We start from the raw sequence: 15902 nt of genomic DNA, 5'->3' as shown, positions 1-15902 counted from the left end.
ATCAAACTCTTCAGGCGCATATCACTGCGGGTTGGCACGGGTGCTGGAAAGCAACGATTTCAGGTTGGCAGCCTTGGGCTTGACCAGCCAGAAACGACGCAGATAGTCATCGAGGTTTTCAGCGAGGTTACGGCCCCACTCGCTGTCGGTTTCCTCGACGTATTCGTTCAGCACACGTTGCAGGTGGCTGCGATAGGCCTCCATCGCCTCACCGCTGATCCGCTGGATTTCCACCAGTTCGTGGTTGACCCGGTCAACGAAGCTGTTGTCCTGGTCGAGCACGTAGGCGAAACCGCCGGTCATGCCTGAGCCGAAGTTGTAACCGGTCTTGCCCAATACGCAGACGAAACCACCGGTCATGTACTCGCAGCAGTGATCGCCCGTACCTTCCACTACGGTGTGAGCACCGGAGTTACGCACGGCAAAACGCTCGCCCGCAGTGCCGGCGGCGAACAGCTTGCCACCGGTAGCGCCATACAGGCAGGTGTTGCCGATGATGGCACTGTCCTGAGTCTTGTAAGCGCTGCCTTTCGGCGGAACGATAACCAGCTTGCCGCCGGTCATGCCTTTGCCGACGTAGTCGTTGGCATCGCCTTCCAGGTACATGTTCAAACCGCCGGCGTTCCACACGCCGAAGCTCTGACCGGCCGTCCCTTTGAAGCGGAAGGTGATCGGCGCGTTCGCCATGCCCTGATTGCCGTGCTTGCGCGCGATTTCACCGGAGATCCGCGCGCCGATCGAACGGTCGCAGTTGCAGATATCCAGCGCGAACTCGGCGCCGCTCTTGTCATTGATGGCCGACGTGGCCATGTCGATCATTTTCTCGGCCAGCAGGCCTTTGTCGAACGGCGGGTTGCGATCGACCTGGCAGAACTGAGGCTTGTCTGCCGGGATGTGATCGCTGCCGAGCAACGGCGTCAGGTCCAGGTGGTTCTGCTTGGCGGTCTGGCCTTCGAGGATTTCCAGCAGATCGGTGCGGCCGATCAACTCTTCGAGGGAGCGCACACCCAGTCTGGCCAGCCACTCACGGGTTTCTTCGGCCACGTAGGTGAAGAAATTCACCACCATGTCGACGGTGCCGATGTAGTGATCCTTGCGCAGCTTCTCGTTCTGAGTCGCGACGCCGGTGGCGCAGTTGTTCAGGTGGCAGATACGCAGGTATTTGCAGCCCAGAGCGATCATTGGCGCGGTGCCGAAGCCAAAGCTTTCAGCGCCGAGAATGGCGGCCTTGATCACGTCAAGGCCGGTTTTCAGGCCGCCGTCGGTCTGCACTCGGACTTTGCCGCGCAGGTCGTTGCCGCGCAGGGTCTGGTGGGTTTCGGCGAGGCCGAGTTCCCATGGTGCGCCCGCGTATTTGATCGAGGTCAGCGGCGATGCACCGGTGCCGCCGTCGTAACCGGAGATGGTGATCAAGTCCGCGTAGGCCTTGGCCACACCGGCGGCGATGGTGCCGACGCCCGCTTCTGCCACCAGCTTCACCGAGACCAAAGCCTTCGGGTTAACTTGTTTCAGGTCGAAAATCAGCTGCGACAAGTCTTCAATCGAGTAGATGTCATGGTGCGGCGGCGGCGAAATCAGGGTCACGCCTGGCACTGCGTAACGCAGCTTGGCGATCAGACCGTTGACCTTGCCGCCTGGCAGTTGCCCACCTTCGCCGGGCTTGGCGCCCTGAGCGACCTTGATCTGCAGCACTTCAGCGTTGACCAGGTATTCCGGGGTTACACCGAAACGGCCGGTCGCGACTTGTTTGATTTTCGAGCTCTTGATGGTGCCGTAGCGCGCCGGGTCTTCGCCGCCTTCGCCGGAGTTGGAACGCGCACCGAGGCGGTTCATGGCTTCGGCCAGGGCTTCGTGAGCTTCCGGCGACAGAGCGCCAAGGGAGATGCCGGCAGAATCAAAGCGCTTGAGCACCGATTCCAGCGGTTCGATCTCGCTAATGTCCAGCGGCGTATCCAGGGTTTTGACCTTGAACAGGTCGCGGATCATCGACACCGGACGGTTGTCCACCAGCGCCGTGTATTCCTTGAACTTGCTGTAATCGCCCTGCTGCACAGCGGCTTGCAGAGTGTTAACCACGTCCGGGTTGTACGCGTGATATTCACCACCGTGGACGAACTTCAGCAGACCACCTTGCTGGATCGGCTTGCGCGGGCTCCAGGCTTCGGCGGCGAGCGCTTTCTGCTCGGCTTCGATGTCGACGAAACGCGCGCCCTTGATGCGGCTTGGCACACCACGGAAGCTCAGGTTGCAGACTTCTTCGGACAGGCCGATGGCTTCGAACAGCTGCGCACCACGGTACGAAGCGATGGTCGAAATACCCATCTTCGACAGGATTTTCAGCAGGCCTTTGGTGATGCCTTTACGGTAGTTCTTGAACACCTCATAGAGGTCGCCCAGCACTTCACCGGTACGGATCAGGTCGCCCAGCACTTCGTAGGCCAGGAACGGATAGACCGCCGAAGCGCCGAAACCGATCAGCACTGCGAAGTGATGCGGATCGCGGGCAGTAGCCGTTTCCACCAGGATGTTGGAGTCGCAACGCAGGCCTTTTTCGGTCAGGCGGTGATGCACCGCGCCGGTGGCGAGCGAAGCGTGAATCGGCAACTTGCCCGGAGCGATGTGACGGTCACTCAGCACGATCTGGGTACGACCGGCGCGAACGGCTTCTTCAGCCTGATCCGCAACGTTACGCACTGCGGCTTCAAGGCCGACGCTTTCGTCGTAGTTGAGGTCGATGATCTGGCGTTCGAAGCCCGGACGATCGAGGTTCATCAGCGAGCGCCACTTGGCCGGCGAAATAACCGGCGAGCTGAGAATCACGCGCGAGGCGTGTTCCGGCGACTCCTGGAAAATGTTGCGCTCGGCACCGAGGCAGATCTCCAGCGACATGACGATGGCTTCACGCAGCGGGTCGATCGGCGGGTTGGTGACCTGCGCGAACTGCTGGCGGAAATAGTCGTACGGCGTGCGCACGCGCTGGGACAGCACGGCCATCGGCGTATCGTCGCCCATCGAACCAACGGCTTCGTAGCCTTGCTCGCCGAGCGGACGCAGCACCTGGTCGCGCTCTTCGAACGTGACCTGATACATCTTCATGTACTGCTTGAGTTGGTCTACGTCGTAGAACGCCGAACCGTGGTCGTTGTCTTCCATGGTTGCCTGGATGCGCAGGGCATTCTTGCGCAGCCATTGCTTGTACGGATGACGGGACTTCAGACGGTTGTCGATGGCGTCGGTGTCGAGGATCTGACCGGTTTCGGTGTCCACGGCAAAGATCTGGCCCGGGCCTACGCGGCCCTTGGCGATCACGTCTTCAGGCTGGTAATTCCAGACACCGATTTCCGAGGCCAGGGTGATGAAACCGTTTTTGGTGGTGACCCAACGCGCCGGGCGCAGACCGTTACGGTCGAGCAGGCACACCGCGTAACGACCGTCGGTCATGACCACGCCGGCCGGGCCGTCCCACGGTTCCATGTGCATCGAGTTGTATTCGTAGAACGCGCGCAGATCCGGGTCCATGGTTTCGACGTTCTGCCACGCAGGCGGAATGATCATCCGCACGCCACGGAACAGGTCGATGCCACCGGTGACCATCAGCTCGAGCATGTTGTCCATGCTGGAGGAGTCGGAACCGACGCGGTTCACCAGCGGACCGAGTTCTTCCAGATCCATCAAATCATTGGTGAACTTGGTGCGACGGGCCACGGCCCAGTTGCGGTTACCGGTGATGGTGTTGATCTCGCCGTTGTGGGCGAGGAAGCGGAACGGCTGAGCCAGCGGCCATTTCGGCAGGGTGTTGGTAGAGAAGCGCTGGTGGAACACGCAAATCGAGGTTTGCAGGCGCTGGTCACTGAGGTCTGGATAGAAGGCGGTCAAATCCGCCGGCATCATCAGGCCTTTATAAATGATGGTCTTGTGGGAAAAGCTGCAGATGTAGTGATCGACGTCGGCGGCGTTGGCCACGGACGAGCGACGACGGGCGCTGAACAGCTTGATCGCCATGTCCTGATCGCTCAGGCCTTCACCGCCGATGAACACTTGTTCGATCTGCGGCAGGCGCTCGAGGGCCAGGCGGCCGAGAACGCTGGTGTCGATCGGCACTTTGCGCCAGCCGACCAGGGTCAGGCCTTCGGCCAGGATCTCGCGGTTCATGTTCTCGCGAGCGGCTTCGGCTTTGACCGGGTCCTGGTTGAAGAAGACCATGCCCGCCGCGTATTGCTTGGGCAGTTCGACACCGAAGGTTTCCTGGGCGATCGCACGCAGGAATACATCCGGCTTTTGAATCAGCAGACCGCAACCGTCACCGGTCTTGCCGTCGGCGTTGATCCCACCGCGGTGGGTCATGCAGGTCAGGGCCTCAATGGCCGTTTGCAAAAGGGTATGACTGGGCTCGCCCTGCATATGGGCTATCAGGCCAAAACCGCAGTTATCCTTGAATTCATCTGGTTGGTACAGACCTGCTTTCATAGACACTTTCTCACCAGGCTGCCTCTTTTCGAGGCAAATTTCTTTTCAATTCAACCACTTGCGTTCCGCGCCGAACGTACGCCGGCTTAGCGGGGGCAAAAGGGTGGTCATTGTACACAGCGACACAGACGCCCACAAATTTGACGACGAACTGTCGCAAATCTATGTCGCATTTGTGAAAGGTTTAAAGCGATCTGCTGTGCTAGTCAAAACTTTTTTAAATTTTGACCGCAACGACTCAAAGACTACTGTAACGCAGACACCACAAGGCACGCGGTCTATAGAGACGGCGCGCACTCGTAGAGATTTTGAGGTGCTTGGAGAGGCGGCCTCGGTAAGGCCGCCGAATCGTCAGCGAGTTGCTGCCAGTTCCTGTTGGACGCTGGCGACAGTGCGAGGCCAAGGTTTACCAGCCTGAACCTTCGCTGGCAAGGCCTTGATGGCGGTAACGGCGGCATCGCGGCTGGCGAAGTTACCGTAAGTGATGACGTAAAGCGGTTTGCCGTTGAGGACTTTCTTGAAATAACGGTACTCGCCGCCCTGCTCTTTCACGAAGGATTGCGCCGCCGCTTCGGAGCTGGTGCCGAGGATCTGCACCACGTAATTGCTCGTAGGTTGTCCGGCGTACCAGGTGCCGCCGGCAGCCTTGGCCGCGGTGGCTGGTTTCTCGGCAGGCTTGGCGGTTGCGACGGCGGCTGGTTTGGCCGGTGCCGGCGCCGGCTTCACGGCAGGCGTCGTCGGGACGGGTTTGGCCGTCGCGACCTGAGTCGGCGCAGGCACCGGCTTGGCGGCAGGCGTTGGCGCCGGGCCAGCCGGAACGCCCGCAGGCGGCGCGGTGGTGGTCACGGTCGGCGGCGTATCGCTGGAACCTTCTACCGGCACGCCATCGTCGCCTTCGGTGATGCCACCGGCCGCTTCGGCCAACGGACCGCGCATGACCGGCTGCGAGTTGCCGACCAGCGGCAATGGCATCGGTTGCGAGTTACCGGCGAATTCCACGGCCGGTGCGCCGCCGCTGTTGGGTTGTGGCGTGCCCTGGCCGAGCGGCAGTTGTGCCTGTTCGTTGGCCGGTGCGCCGGTGGTCGGTGCTTTGCTGCGACCCGGCATCAACCAGGCGGCGGCTACCGCGACCACGACGACAGCGGATATCGCCAATACGTGTTTCTTCGGCATGTTGAACCCCATACTTGGACGCTTCACCGCTGAGCGGCTGGCAATCATGGCTTCGATCATTGCATCGCGGGCCACCTGGTTGATGTTGCCAGGCCAGCCGTCGGAGCTTTGGTGAATATCAGAGATCTGATCCGCAGTAAAAAGTTCGATACCCCGACCAGCGCCTTCGAGCCGCTGGTCCAGATATTCGCGGGTTTCTTCTTCGGTGTAAGGCTGCAGCTCGATGACGTGGAAGCGCTCTTCCTCAAGGCTCAACGCCTCAAGTTGAGCGATCAGCGCGGACTCACCGAACAGGAACACATGCGGGCGACCTTCCGGTGCACCAGCGGCCAACTCCATCAAGGCTTCCAGCGCGGACTCGTCGAGTTGCTCGGCGTCGTCCACCAGCAAATAGACTTCCTGACCTGTCAGCGCGAGCTGCACGACCTGAGCCAGGATTGGGCCAATCTCTGCTTGAGCGACGTTCAACGCCTGGGCCACCTGACGCAGCACGCCAGCCGCATCGCCGGCGCCACGAGCGGAAACCACCACGCTCTGAACGGATTGTTTGTTGGTACTGGCCACCAACGCCTGACGCAACAGCGTTTTGCCACTGCCTTGCGGGCCGGTAACCACCAGCAGCAACTGACTGTAGCGGGCCAGGTGATGCAGCTGCCCCAGCACCGGTTTGCGCTGGGCCGGGAAGAATTTGAAACCAGGCACCCGTGGAGCAAAAGGGTCATGGCTTAACTGGTAATGGCCGAGGAAAGCCTCGTCGGCGTGCAAACTAGTCATCGGGATCTTATTAACCTTTAAGCTGAGCCAGGGCGCGGTAATCCGCTCCCAGCGTGGCCTGTAGAACCTCTTTCGGATAATCGTCGGTCACCACCGCTTCGCCCATGTGGCGCAGCAGCACCAGGCGTAAACGACCGTCGATCACTTTCTTGTCAATTGCCATGTGTTCGAGAAAATCGGCTTCAGTCATCTCTTCAGGCGGGATGACCGGCAGGCCGGCACGCTGGAACAGGCGAATACCGCGATCGCGTTCTTGCTCGCTGATCCAGCCGAGACGCGCGGACATCTCCAGGGCCATTACGGTGCCAGCAGCTACCGCTTCACCATGTAGCCACACACCATATCCCATGTGGGTTTCAATGGCATGGCCGAAGGTGTGCCCCAGGTTCAAGGTGGCACGAACACCGGTTTCCTTCTCGTCGGCACCGACCACCGCAGCCTTGGCCGCGCAGGAACGCTCGATCGCATAAGTCAGGGCGACTTGGTCCAGCGCACGCAGGCGATCGACGTTTTCTTCGAGCCAGGTGAGGAACGGCTCGTCGCAAATCAGCCCGTACTTGATGACTTCAGCCAGCCCGGCGGACAACTCGCGGGCCGGCAGGGTATTGAGAGTGGCGGTATCGATCAGCACCACGTTCGGCTGATAGAAGGCGCCGACCATGTTCTTGCCCAGCGGATGATTGATCCCGGTCTTGCCGCCCACCGAGGAGTCGACTTGCGACAGCAGCGTGGTCGGAACCTGAATGAAATCGACACCGCGCTGGTAGCAGGCAGCAGCAAAACCGGCCATGTCACCAATCACACCGCCGCCGAGGGCGATCACGGTGGTGCGGCGATCATGGCGCGCGGTCAGCAGACCGTCGAAAATCAGTTGCAGGGTTTCCCAGGTCTTGAAGGCTTCACCGTCGGGCAGCACGACGGAAATCACCGAGAACTGCGCAAGGCTGCGGGTCAGACGTTCGAGATAGAGCGGCGCAACGGTTTCGTTGGAGATGATCGCCACTTGCCGTCCGCGAATATGCGGGGCCAGCAGCTCAGGCTGATCCAACAAACCTTCGCCAATGTGAATCGGGTAGCTGCGCTCGCCTAGATCGACCTTGAGTGTCTGCATGTGTCCCCACAGTGAAGATGGAATCAGGCGTCCTGCCTTGAGTTATCGAATGTCCACGGCATCTGTTGGTGTGACGCCGTTCGGTAGCCATCCGCCACAACCTTGAGCGGTCGCGGCAGGACGCCGAGGATAGCGCATTTCGCGCTGCGCTTTAACGGGGAGGCAGTTGCTGCAGGCGGTCAAGAATGTCGAGCACCACCATACGCGGCGGTCGTTCATCGGTTTCCACCACCAGGTCGGCGATTTCCCGATACAGCGGATCGCGCAACTCCAGCAGGTCCCGAAGGGTCTTGGCCGGATCGGCAGTACGCAACAGGGGTCGATTTCGGTCGCGGGCGGTGCGGCCAACCTGCTGCTCGACAGAAGCATGCAGATAAACCACCCGACCACCGGCACGCAGTGCCCGCCGATTGGCTTCGCGCATCACTGCGCCCCCGCCAGTCGCCAGCACCACGCCATCGCAGCCGCACAGCTCGGCAATCATCGCCTGCTCGCGGTCACGAAAGCCCGGTTCGCCTTCCTTATCGAAAATCCACGGGATATTGGCGCCCGTGCGCAGTTCAATTTCCTTATCGGAATCTTTGAACGGCAGGCGCAGTTCTTTGGCCAGCAACCGGCCGATGGTGCTTTTTCCAGCCCCCATCGGTCCAACAAGAATCAAATTTCGCACAGAATCAATGACTCACAGCAATCGCCTGGTTGTTCATGATACGCGGAGTGAGAAATACCAGCAGCTCGGATTTTTTCTCCGAAACCACGTCACGCCGGAAAAGGCGGCCAAGATACGGCACATCACCGAGAAATGGCACCTTATCTACAACCTTGCTCTGAGTATTTGAGAAAACCCCACCAATCACGATGGTCTCGCCGTCATTGACGAGCACCTTGGCGTTGACCTCGTTTTTCTTGATTGGCGGTACATCCTGCACCTTGTTCAGGTAGTCCGGTTCGTCCTTGGTGACCTTGACCTCCATGATGATCCGGTTGTCCGGCGTGATCTGCGGCGTCACTTCCAGCGACAGCGAGGCCTCCTTGAACGACACCGAAGTGGCGCCGCTGGAACTGGCTTCCTGGTACGGAATCTCGGTGCCCTTGAGGATTTTCGCGGTTTCCTTGTCGGAGGTGACCACCTTGGGTTGCGAGACGATTTCGCCGTTACCGGTTTTTTCCATCGCCGTCAGCTCAAGATCCAGCAGCACATTGTCGGTGATGAAGGCGATACCGAGCCCCGAGGTGTTGGCCGAGGTCCCCAGATCGACGAACGGCGAGTTTGTACTGGTACTGCCGGGCGTACCGATAGTGGTCGACGATCCATTGACCCCGGAACCGTTCCAATTACCCTTTTGTATCGAACCGCCCCAACGCACGCCGAGGCTTTTGTCGTAGTCGACGTTGGCTTCGACGATCCGTGCCTCGATCATCACCTGACGCACCGGGATATCCAGTTGCGCGACAATACGGCGGAGTTCGTCGAGGCGGTCCTGGGTCTGATAGGCAATGATGTTGTTAGTCCGGTCATCGACGGTGATCGAGCCCCGCTCGTCGACTTTCGCCTCGGCACTGGTCACCGACGTGAACAGCTTGGCGATATCGGCCGCCTTGGCGTAATTGACCTGCAGCAGTTCGCGGCGCAGCGGAGCGAGTTCGGCGATCTGCTTCTGCGACTCCAGTTCCTGGCGCTCGCGGGCGGCAATTTCATCGGCCGGCGCCACCAGCAGCACGTTGCCGATCTTGCGCTTGTCCAGGCCCTTGGTTTTCAGCACCAGGTCCAGCGCCTGATCCCACGGCACGTTCTGCAAGCGCAAGGTAATGCCGCCCTGCACCGTGTCGCTGGCCACCAGATTGAGGTTGGTGAAATCGGCAATCAGTTGCAGCACCGAGCGCACGTCAATGTCCTGGAAGTTCAGCGAGAGCTTTTCACCGGTGTAGGCAAAACGCTCGGCGTTGCGCTTCTGCAAGTCGTCTACGGTCATCGGGCGGATGCTGACGGTCAGCTTGTTGTCGGTCTGATAGGTCGAGTAATCGAACGCGCCACTGGGCTCGATGCTGATGGTCGCCCGGTCTCCCGTGGCGCTGGCGTTGACGAATTGCACGGGGGTGGCGAAATCCTTGACGTCCAGACGGACCCGCAACGGTTCCGGCAATTGGGTTCTGGCGAAACCTAGGACAATCCTGCCATCGCGCTCCTGAATGTCAGGGGCGATGGACGGATCCGACAGATCGATGACCACATTGCCTTCACCCTGGGTGCCACGCTGGAAATCCACGCCGCGGATCGCCCTGCTCACCGGCGCGTAGGCCTTGGCCGGCGCCGGTGTTGCCGTGGCGACACGTGGCGGTTTGGCTGCGGGTGCGGAGGCTGCGTTGCTGGTTCCGCGCCCGACCACCACAAACAGATTATTGCCCTCGACGCGAGCGGTGTACGGGGTCAATTGAGTCAGGTTGATGATCAGCCGTGTGCGATCCTTGGCTTCCACCACTGTGGCGCTGCGGGCATTGCCACCGCCCAGGTCGCGGGTCTTGCTCGCCAACTGACTGACCACACCGGGCAGGTCCAGTGCAATCCGCGCAGGCTGCTCCGTCGTGTAACCGTGGGGCGCCGGGGGCGCCCCATCGAATGACAACTTCAACTCGACGCGGTCCCCTGGCAGCGCGGCGACATCCAGCGCTTTGAGGTTGGCCGCGTGTACCATCGGCGACAGCAACGCTATCCATAGCGACATACCGAAGGTCGCGAAAATCCTGTTCATTATTCGAGTTCCACTATGAGTGCTCTTTCAAAGGGATGGTCCGCGGCCGTTCCAGCCAGGCGCCTTCGCCGTCAGGAACGATTTCGACCACATCGACTTGCGAGGCGCTGATGGCGACGATCCGGCCATCATTACGTCCCAGATAATCGCCGACCCTCAACCGATGCACACTGCCTGCCCCGCGCAAGAGCGCAAAGGAGCCAGCCGCATTGGAGATTGTGCCGACCATTTCAAACTGCTCGATGTTGAAACCTTCGAGGTACTGCTTGACCCGATTGAGATCAGGCTTGACGTTGCGCGAGCCGTGCTTCTGGCCAGCCAGGTCGACCCTGAGCTGCCGGGAAAACGGGCTTCGCAGGTTAGCGGCGCTGTAGGTGAACGTTGGGTATGACCGGAATATCGGCGTTGGTTCAATCTTGCCCGGCGCACGCAGGCGCATTTCGTTCATGTACGCGTCCAGGTCGCTGAAGTCAGCGTCGCCGCCACAACCGGCCAGAACGACCAGTACTCCGACCATCGGGATAAAACGAATCGGGCTCATTTTTGCAGCCCCTTGTCGTTATAGCGGTACGTCTTGGCGAGGATGCTCATGCGCAATTTCGGCCCCCCCTCGGGGTTGGCCGGTGCGAGGTCGAAGTCATGCAGGGTGACGATTCGCGGCAACCCGGCCACACCACTGACGAACGTGGCGAGGTCGTGATACGCGCCGGTGACGGTGATCTGGATCGGCAGCTCGATGTAGAACTGCTGGGTGACCTCCGGCAGCAGTTTGATCTCTTCGAACTCCAGGCCGCTGCCCAGGCCGGTGCGGGTGATATCCTCTAGCAGACCGGGCACTTCGGTGTCGCTGGGCAATTGCCGCAAGAGCACGCCAAAGGAATTCTCCATTTCCTTCATCTGCTGGATGTATAGCTCCAGATTCGCCGCCATGTGCGCTTTGGTGGCGAATTGTTCCTTGAGCGTCGACTCTTCCTCACGCTTGAGTTCGAGATGACTCTTGAGGTCGCTGATGGAAAAGCTGTAACCCAGCGCCAGCACCAGAATCATCAACAGCACACCCGCCAGCGCCTTGATGGCGGGCGGCCAGGATCCCATGTTGCTGGTGTCCAGATCGTTGATGTCGATCTTGCGCAAGCCTTCAATCCATTCGGCCGGCCTCATTGAACAATCTCCGTAGCGGCAGGCTGGGTCTGACGAACGGTCAACTGAAAGACGTTGGCCTGATCCAGTTGGCCGGCGGTGGTCGCCTTGACTTCCGTCAGGGTGGGCGCGTCGAACCAGTCCGATGCATCCAGGTTGCGCATCAGGTCCGACACTCGATTATTGGATTCTGCCGCGCCGGTAATGGACAGGGTTTTACCCTCCATCTTCACCTCGGTGAAATACACTCCGCCGGGCAAGGTACGCGCCAACTGATCGAAGATCCGCCCGCTGATCGGACGATTGCCCTGCAGGTCTTGAATGATGCGCATGCGCTCGACCAGTTGCTGGCGACGCGCCTTCAGGTCACTGATCTGCTTGATCCGCTCGTCGACCACGGCAATCTGTTTACCGATGTAATCGTTTCGGGCGATTTGTCGGTCGATCGCACCACTGATGGCCTGATCCGCAATCAGCACCGCCCCCACTGACCCCACCAGCACACCGACCAGCGCCAGCAAGAAGCGTTTGCGCCGCTGCTCCCGCAGTTCTTCGCGCCAGGGTAAAAGGTTGATCCGCGCCATCAGTCGAAACTCCTGAGGGCCAGCCCGCAAGCGATCATCAGCGCCGGCGCATCGCTGGCCAGGGCACCGGCGTTGACCTTGCTGCTCAGGGTCATGTCCGTGAAGGGATTGGCTACCAGTGTCGGCGTGCCCAGACGTTGCTCGATCAACCGGTCCAGCCCCGGGACCGAAGCGGTGCCACCGGCCAGCAGGATGTGATCGACAGCGTTGTACTGCCCCGAGGCGAAGAAAAACTGCAATGACCGCGACACCTGCTGCACCAGCGCATCGCGAAACGGCTGGAGCACCTCGCTGACGTAGTCGTCCGGCAAGCCGCCCTGCTTCTTTGCCAGCCCCGCTTGCTCAACGGTCAGGCCATAACGTCGCTGGATTTCTTCCGTCAGCTGACGACCGCCGAACAATTGCTCGCGGGTGTAGATAATGCGTCCGTTGTACAGGACGCTGAGCGTGGTCATGGTCGCACCGATGTCGACCACGGCAATCGTCAAGCGCTCCTGAGCCGCTGCCAGTTGTCCGGTCAGCAAACCGAAGGATCGCTCCAGCGCGTAGGCCTCGACATCGACCACGCGAGCGGTCAGACCGGCCAGCGCGAGCGCCGCTTCACGGACTTCGACGTTTTCCTTGCGACAGGCTGCCAGCAACACATTGACCCGCTCGGGGTTGCGCGCCGATGCACCCTGGACTTCGAAGTCGATGGCCACTTCGTCGAGCGGATAGGGGATGTATTGATCCGCCTCGATTTTCAGCTGGTTTTCCATCTCGTCGTCGGAAAGACCGGCATCCATTTCGATGGTCTTGGTAATCACCGCCGAACCGGCCACGGCCACCGCGACGTTCCTGAGACTGGTTCTGGCCTTGAGCAGCACGCGCGTGAGTGCCTGACCCACGCCTTCGAGCTCGGCGATATTTTTCTCGACCACCGCGTTGGCGGGCAGCGGCTCTACCGCATAGGCCTCGACCCGATATCGGTCACCCTGGCGGCTTAGCTCAAGAAGCTTTACCGACGTGGAGCTGATGTCGATCCCCAACAGCGTGTTGGCCTTTTTATTGAAGAGTCCTAGCACTACCAATTCCCTATGACTTTCCGTGAGTTACGGACTCTGTAATGTCCATTGCGTTCAATCCACCCGTCTTGACAACAGCGCAAATGACGCCCTGCACGGAAAAATGCTTATAATGCCCAGCGTTTTTTTTCCGCTTTTTACGTCAAGCGCGGGTCGTTCTCCTTTTAACCTGAACCCTGATGCCTCATTCATTCTTTGCCCTGGATATCCCAAAGCCTTGATTCGTCTGCTGAAGTTTTTCGGTTGGTCCATCGTCGCCGTTTTCTGCGGACTGCTCCTCGGTCTGAGCGGCGCTTTTCTTTACCTTAGCCCCGGATTGCCCTCTGTGGAGGCGCTGAGAAGCATTCAGTTGCAGATTCCACTGCGGGTGTACAGCAGCGACAATAAGTTGATAGCAGAGTTTGGCGAAATGCGCCGCACTCCGATCCGTTTCGCCGACATTCCCCCCAACTTCATAAATGCGTTACTAAGTGCTGAAGACGACAATTTCGCCAACCATTACGGCGTCGATCCCAGCAGTCTGATGCGCGCCGCGACCCAACTGGTCAAAAGCGGTCACATTCAGTCCGGCGGCAGCACCATCACCATGCAGGTGGCGAAGAACTTCTTCCTGACCAGCGAACGCAGCTTCTCGCGCAAGACCACTGAAATCCTCCTGGCCCTGCAGATTGAACGGCAACTGACCAAGGACGAGATCCTCGAGTTGTACGTGAACAAGATTTACCTGGGCAACCGGGCCTACGGCATCGAGGCGGCGGCGCAGGTGTATTACGGCAAGTCGATTCGTGACGTCAGCCTGGCGCAGATGGCGATGATTGCCGGCCTGCCAAAAGCCCCGTCGCGCTTCAACCCGCTGGCCAACCCGGCACGCAGCAAGGAACGTCGCGACTGGATCCTCGGGCGCATGTACAAGCTCGGAAAAATCACCGAAGCCGATTACACCGCCGCGATCAACGAGCCGCTGAACGCCAGCTATCACGTGCCGACCCCGGAAGTGAATGCTCCGTACATCGCTGAAATGGCTCGCGCCGAAATGGTCGGCCGCTATGGCAGCGATGCCTACACCGAAGGTTTCCGCGTCACGACCACCGTGCCAAGCAACCTGCAGGAAATGGCCAACACTGCGCTTCACGAAGGCTTGATGACTTACGATCAGCGTCATGGCTATCGCGGCCCCGAGTCGCGCCTGCCGGGCAAGACGCGGGAAGCCTGGGCCACCGAACTGACGAAGCAACGCACGATCAGCGGCCTTGAACCCGCCATCGTCACCCAGGTCGACAAGAACGGCCTGCAAGTGATGACCCGTACCGGTGACGAACACATCGGCTGGGACAGCATGAAATGGGCGCGGCCGTTCCTGAACACCAACAGCATGGGCGCCAACCCCAAGCAGCCGTCGGATGTCGCCCAGGTCGGCGATTTGATTCGCGTACAGCGCCAGCCGGATAATTCGCTGAAGTTCAGCCAGATCCCGCAGGCACAAGGCGCGCTGGTTTCCCTTGATCCGCAGAACGGCGCCATTCGCTCGCTGGTCGGCGGTTTCGCCTTTGAACAAAGCAATTACAACCGCGCCCTGCAGGCCAAGCGTCAACCGGGCTCGAGCTTCAAACCGTTCGTCTACAGCGCCGCACTGGATAACGGCTACACCGCCGCCAGCCTGGTGAACGACGCACCGATCGTGTTCGTCGACGAATACCTGGACAAGGTCTGGCGACCGAAGAACGACACCAACACCTTCCTCGGCCCGATCCGTCTGCGCGAAGGGCTGTACAAGTCGCGCAACCTGGTGTCGATCCGTCTGGTGCAGGCGCTGGGTGTTGATCGCACCATCGACTACATCAGCAAGTTCGGCTTCAACAAGCAGGACCTGCCGCGCAACCTGTCGCTGGCCCTGGGCACCGCGACCCTGACGCCGATGGAGATTGCCACCGGCTGGAGCACGTTTGCCAACGGCGGCTACAAGGTCAGTCCGTACATTATCGACAAGATCGAAAGCCGAAATGGCGACACGCTGTTCGTCGCCAACCCGCCGAGCGTGCCTAAAGGTGGTGTCGCCCCGGACGGTATTGCCGCCCCCGTCGCCGAGGCCTTTACGGTCAATGCGACGCCGGGCGAGGCTCCGGGCCAACCAGCGCCTCAAGTGCCGGCCGTGGCCGAACGCATTGTCGATGGCCGCACCACTTACATCCTCAACAGCATGCTCGAGGACGTGATCAAACTCGGCACGGGCCGCCGCGCACTGGCCATGGGGCGCCCCGACATCGCGGGCAAGACCGGTACCACCAACGAATCGAAGGATGCGTGGTTCTCGGGCTACAACGCCGACTACGTGACCACCGTCTGGACCGGTTTCGACCAGCCGGAAAGCCTGGGCAAACGTGAGTTCGGCGGTACTGTGGCGTTGCCGATCTGGATGAATTACATGGCTGCCGCGCTCAAGGACAAGCCGCCGCATACACAGCCAGAGCCGGAAGGCATTCTGAGCCTGCGGGTTGATCCGGTCAGCGGCCGGGCAGCCACCCCTGGCACGCCAGGAGCGTACTTCGAGCTGTTCAAGGCCGAAGACACGCCGCCGTCGGCGAATGAGCTGGGTAACGGCAATGCGCCGGGCAGCCCGCTGCCAGCGGATGAAGCGGCGCCGATCGATTTGTTCTGATCGGATAGCCACAAGAAACAGCCCCGCCTTCGAGAGAAGTGCGGGGCTTTTTTCTGTCTGTCGTTTTTTCGCTGTTTGATCCGGCCCCTTCGCGAGCAAGCCCGCTCCCACAGGTATCTCCATCGCGAAACAGATCGCATGCACACCAACAATCCACTGTGGGAGCGGGCTTGCCCGCGAAGG

Annotated in this window: 10 protein-coding genes; 1 reads left to right on the top strand and 9 read right to left on the bottom strand. The window is 60.3% G+C overall.

Annotated features, from left to right (window positions below):
• Nucleotides 1-21 precede the first annotated feature (21 nt).
• The 9 genes from gltB to ACA073_RS02010 all read right to left on the bottom strand — a co-directional run bounded on the left by gltB (nucleotide 22) and on the right by ACA073_RS02010 (nucleotide 13063).
• The gene (gene gltB / locus ACA073_RS02050) at nucleotides 22-4467 is read right to left on the bottom strand and encodes a glutamate synthase large subunit (protein WP_497401260.1); all 4446 of its coding nucleotides are present in this window, start codon (nucleotides 4465-4467) and stop codon (nucleotides 22-24) included.
• A 351-nt stretch (nucleotides 4468-4818) separates the two neighbouring features.
• Nucleotides 4819-6414 carry an AAA family ATPase gene (locus ACA073_RS02045; protein WP_497401258.1) on the bottom strand — a complete coding sequence of 532 codons (1596 nt, stop codon included), beginning with the start codon at nucleotides 6412-6414 and terminating at the stop codon, nucleotides 4819-4821.
• 10 nt (nucleotides 6415-6424) lie between these two features.
• Nucleotides 6425-7525, bottom strand: coding sequence for a 3-dehydroquinate synthase (aroB, locus tag ACA073_RS02040; RefSeq protein WP_084323151.1), 1101 nt, complete (start codon nucleotides 7523-7525; stop codon nucleotides 6425-6427).
• 151 nt (nucleotides 7526-7676) lie between these two features.
• The gene (gene aroK, locus ACA073_RS02035; RefSeq protein ID WP_017336125.1) at nucleotides 7677-8195 is read right to left on the bottom strand and encodes a shikimate kinase AroK; all 519 of its coding nucleotides are present in this window, start codon (nucleotides 8193-8195) and stop codon (nucleotides 7677-7679) included.
• 4 nt (nucleotides 8196-8199) lie between these two features.
• Nucleotides 8200-10275, bottom strand: coding sequence for a type IV pilus secretin PilQ (locus ACA073_RS02030; RefSeq protein ID WP_497401256.1), 2076 nt, complete (start codon nucleotides 10273-10275; stop codon nucleotides 8200-8202).
• Nucleotides 10276-10288: 13 nt separating this feature from the next.
• Entirely contained in the window at nucleotides 10289-10816 is a 528-nt protein-coding gene (locus ACA073_RS02025; RefSeq protein ID WP_497401255.1) for a pilus assembly protein PilP, read from the bottom strand.
• Nucleotides 10813-11436: a type 4a pilus biogenesis protein PilO gene (gene pilO / locus ACA073_RS02020; RefSeq protein ID WP_497401253.1), complete on the bottom strand. Its 624-nt coding sequence runs from the start codon at nucleotides 11434-11436 to the stop codon at nucleotides 10813-10815. The genes ACA073_RS02025 and pilO overlap by 4 nt, the downstream gene beginning before the upstream one ends.
• Entirely contained in the window at nucleotides 11433-11999 is a 567-nt protein-coding gene (locus tag ACA073_RS02015) for a PilN domain-containing protein (protein ID WP_497401251.1), read from the bottom strand. The genes pilO and ACA073_RS02015 overlap by 4 nt, the downstream gene beginning before the upstream one ends.
• Nucleotides 11999-13063 (bottom strand): pilus assembly protein PilM, encoded by a 1065-nt coding sequence (locus tag ACA073_RS02010; protein WP_497401250.1) that lies wholly within the window; start codon nucleotides 13061-13063, stop codon nucleotides 11999-12001. The genes ACA073_RS02015 and ACA073_RS02010 overlap by 1 nt, the downstream gene beginning before the upstream one ends.
• 220 nt (nucleotides 13064-13283) lie before the next feature.
• Between ACA073_RS02010 and ACA073_RS02005 the strand changes: the two genes are divergently transcribed.
• Nucleotides 13284-15719 carry a penicillin-binding protein 1A gene (locus ACA073_RS02005; RefSeq protein ID WP_497403954.1) on the top strand — a complete coding sequence of 812 codons (2436 nt, stop codon included), beginning with the start codon at nucleotides 13284-13286 and terminating at the stop codon, nucleotides 15717-15719.
• Nucleotides 15720-15902 lie beyond the last annotated feature (183 nt).

This window comes from Pseudomonas sp. LBUM1670, from assembly GCF_059695695.1.
Note: the sequence above shows the minus strand (reverse complement) of the source record. Positions and strands in the feature narration are given on the sequence as shown.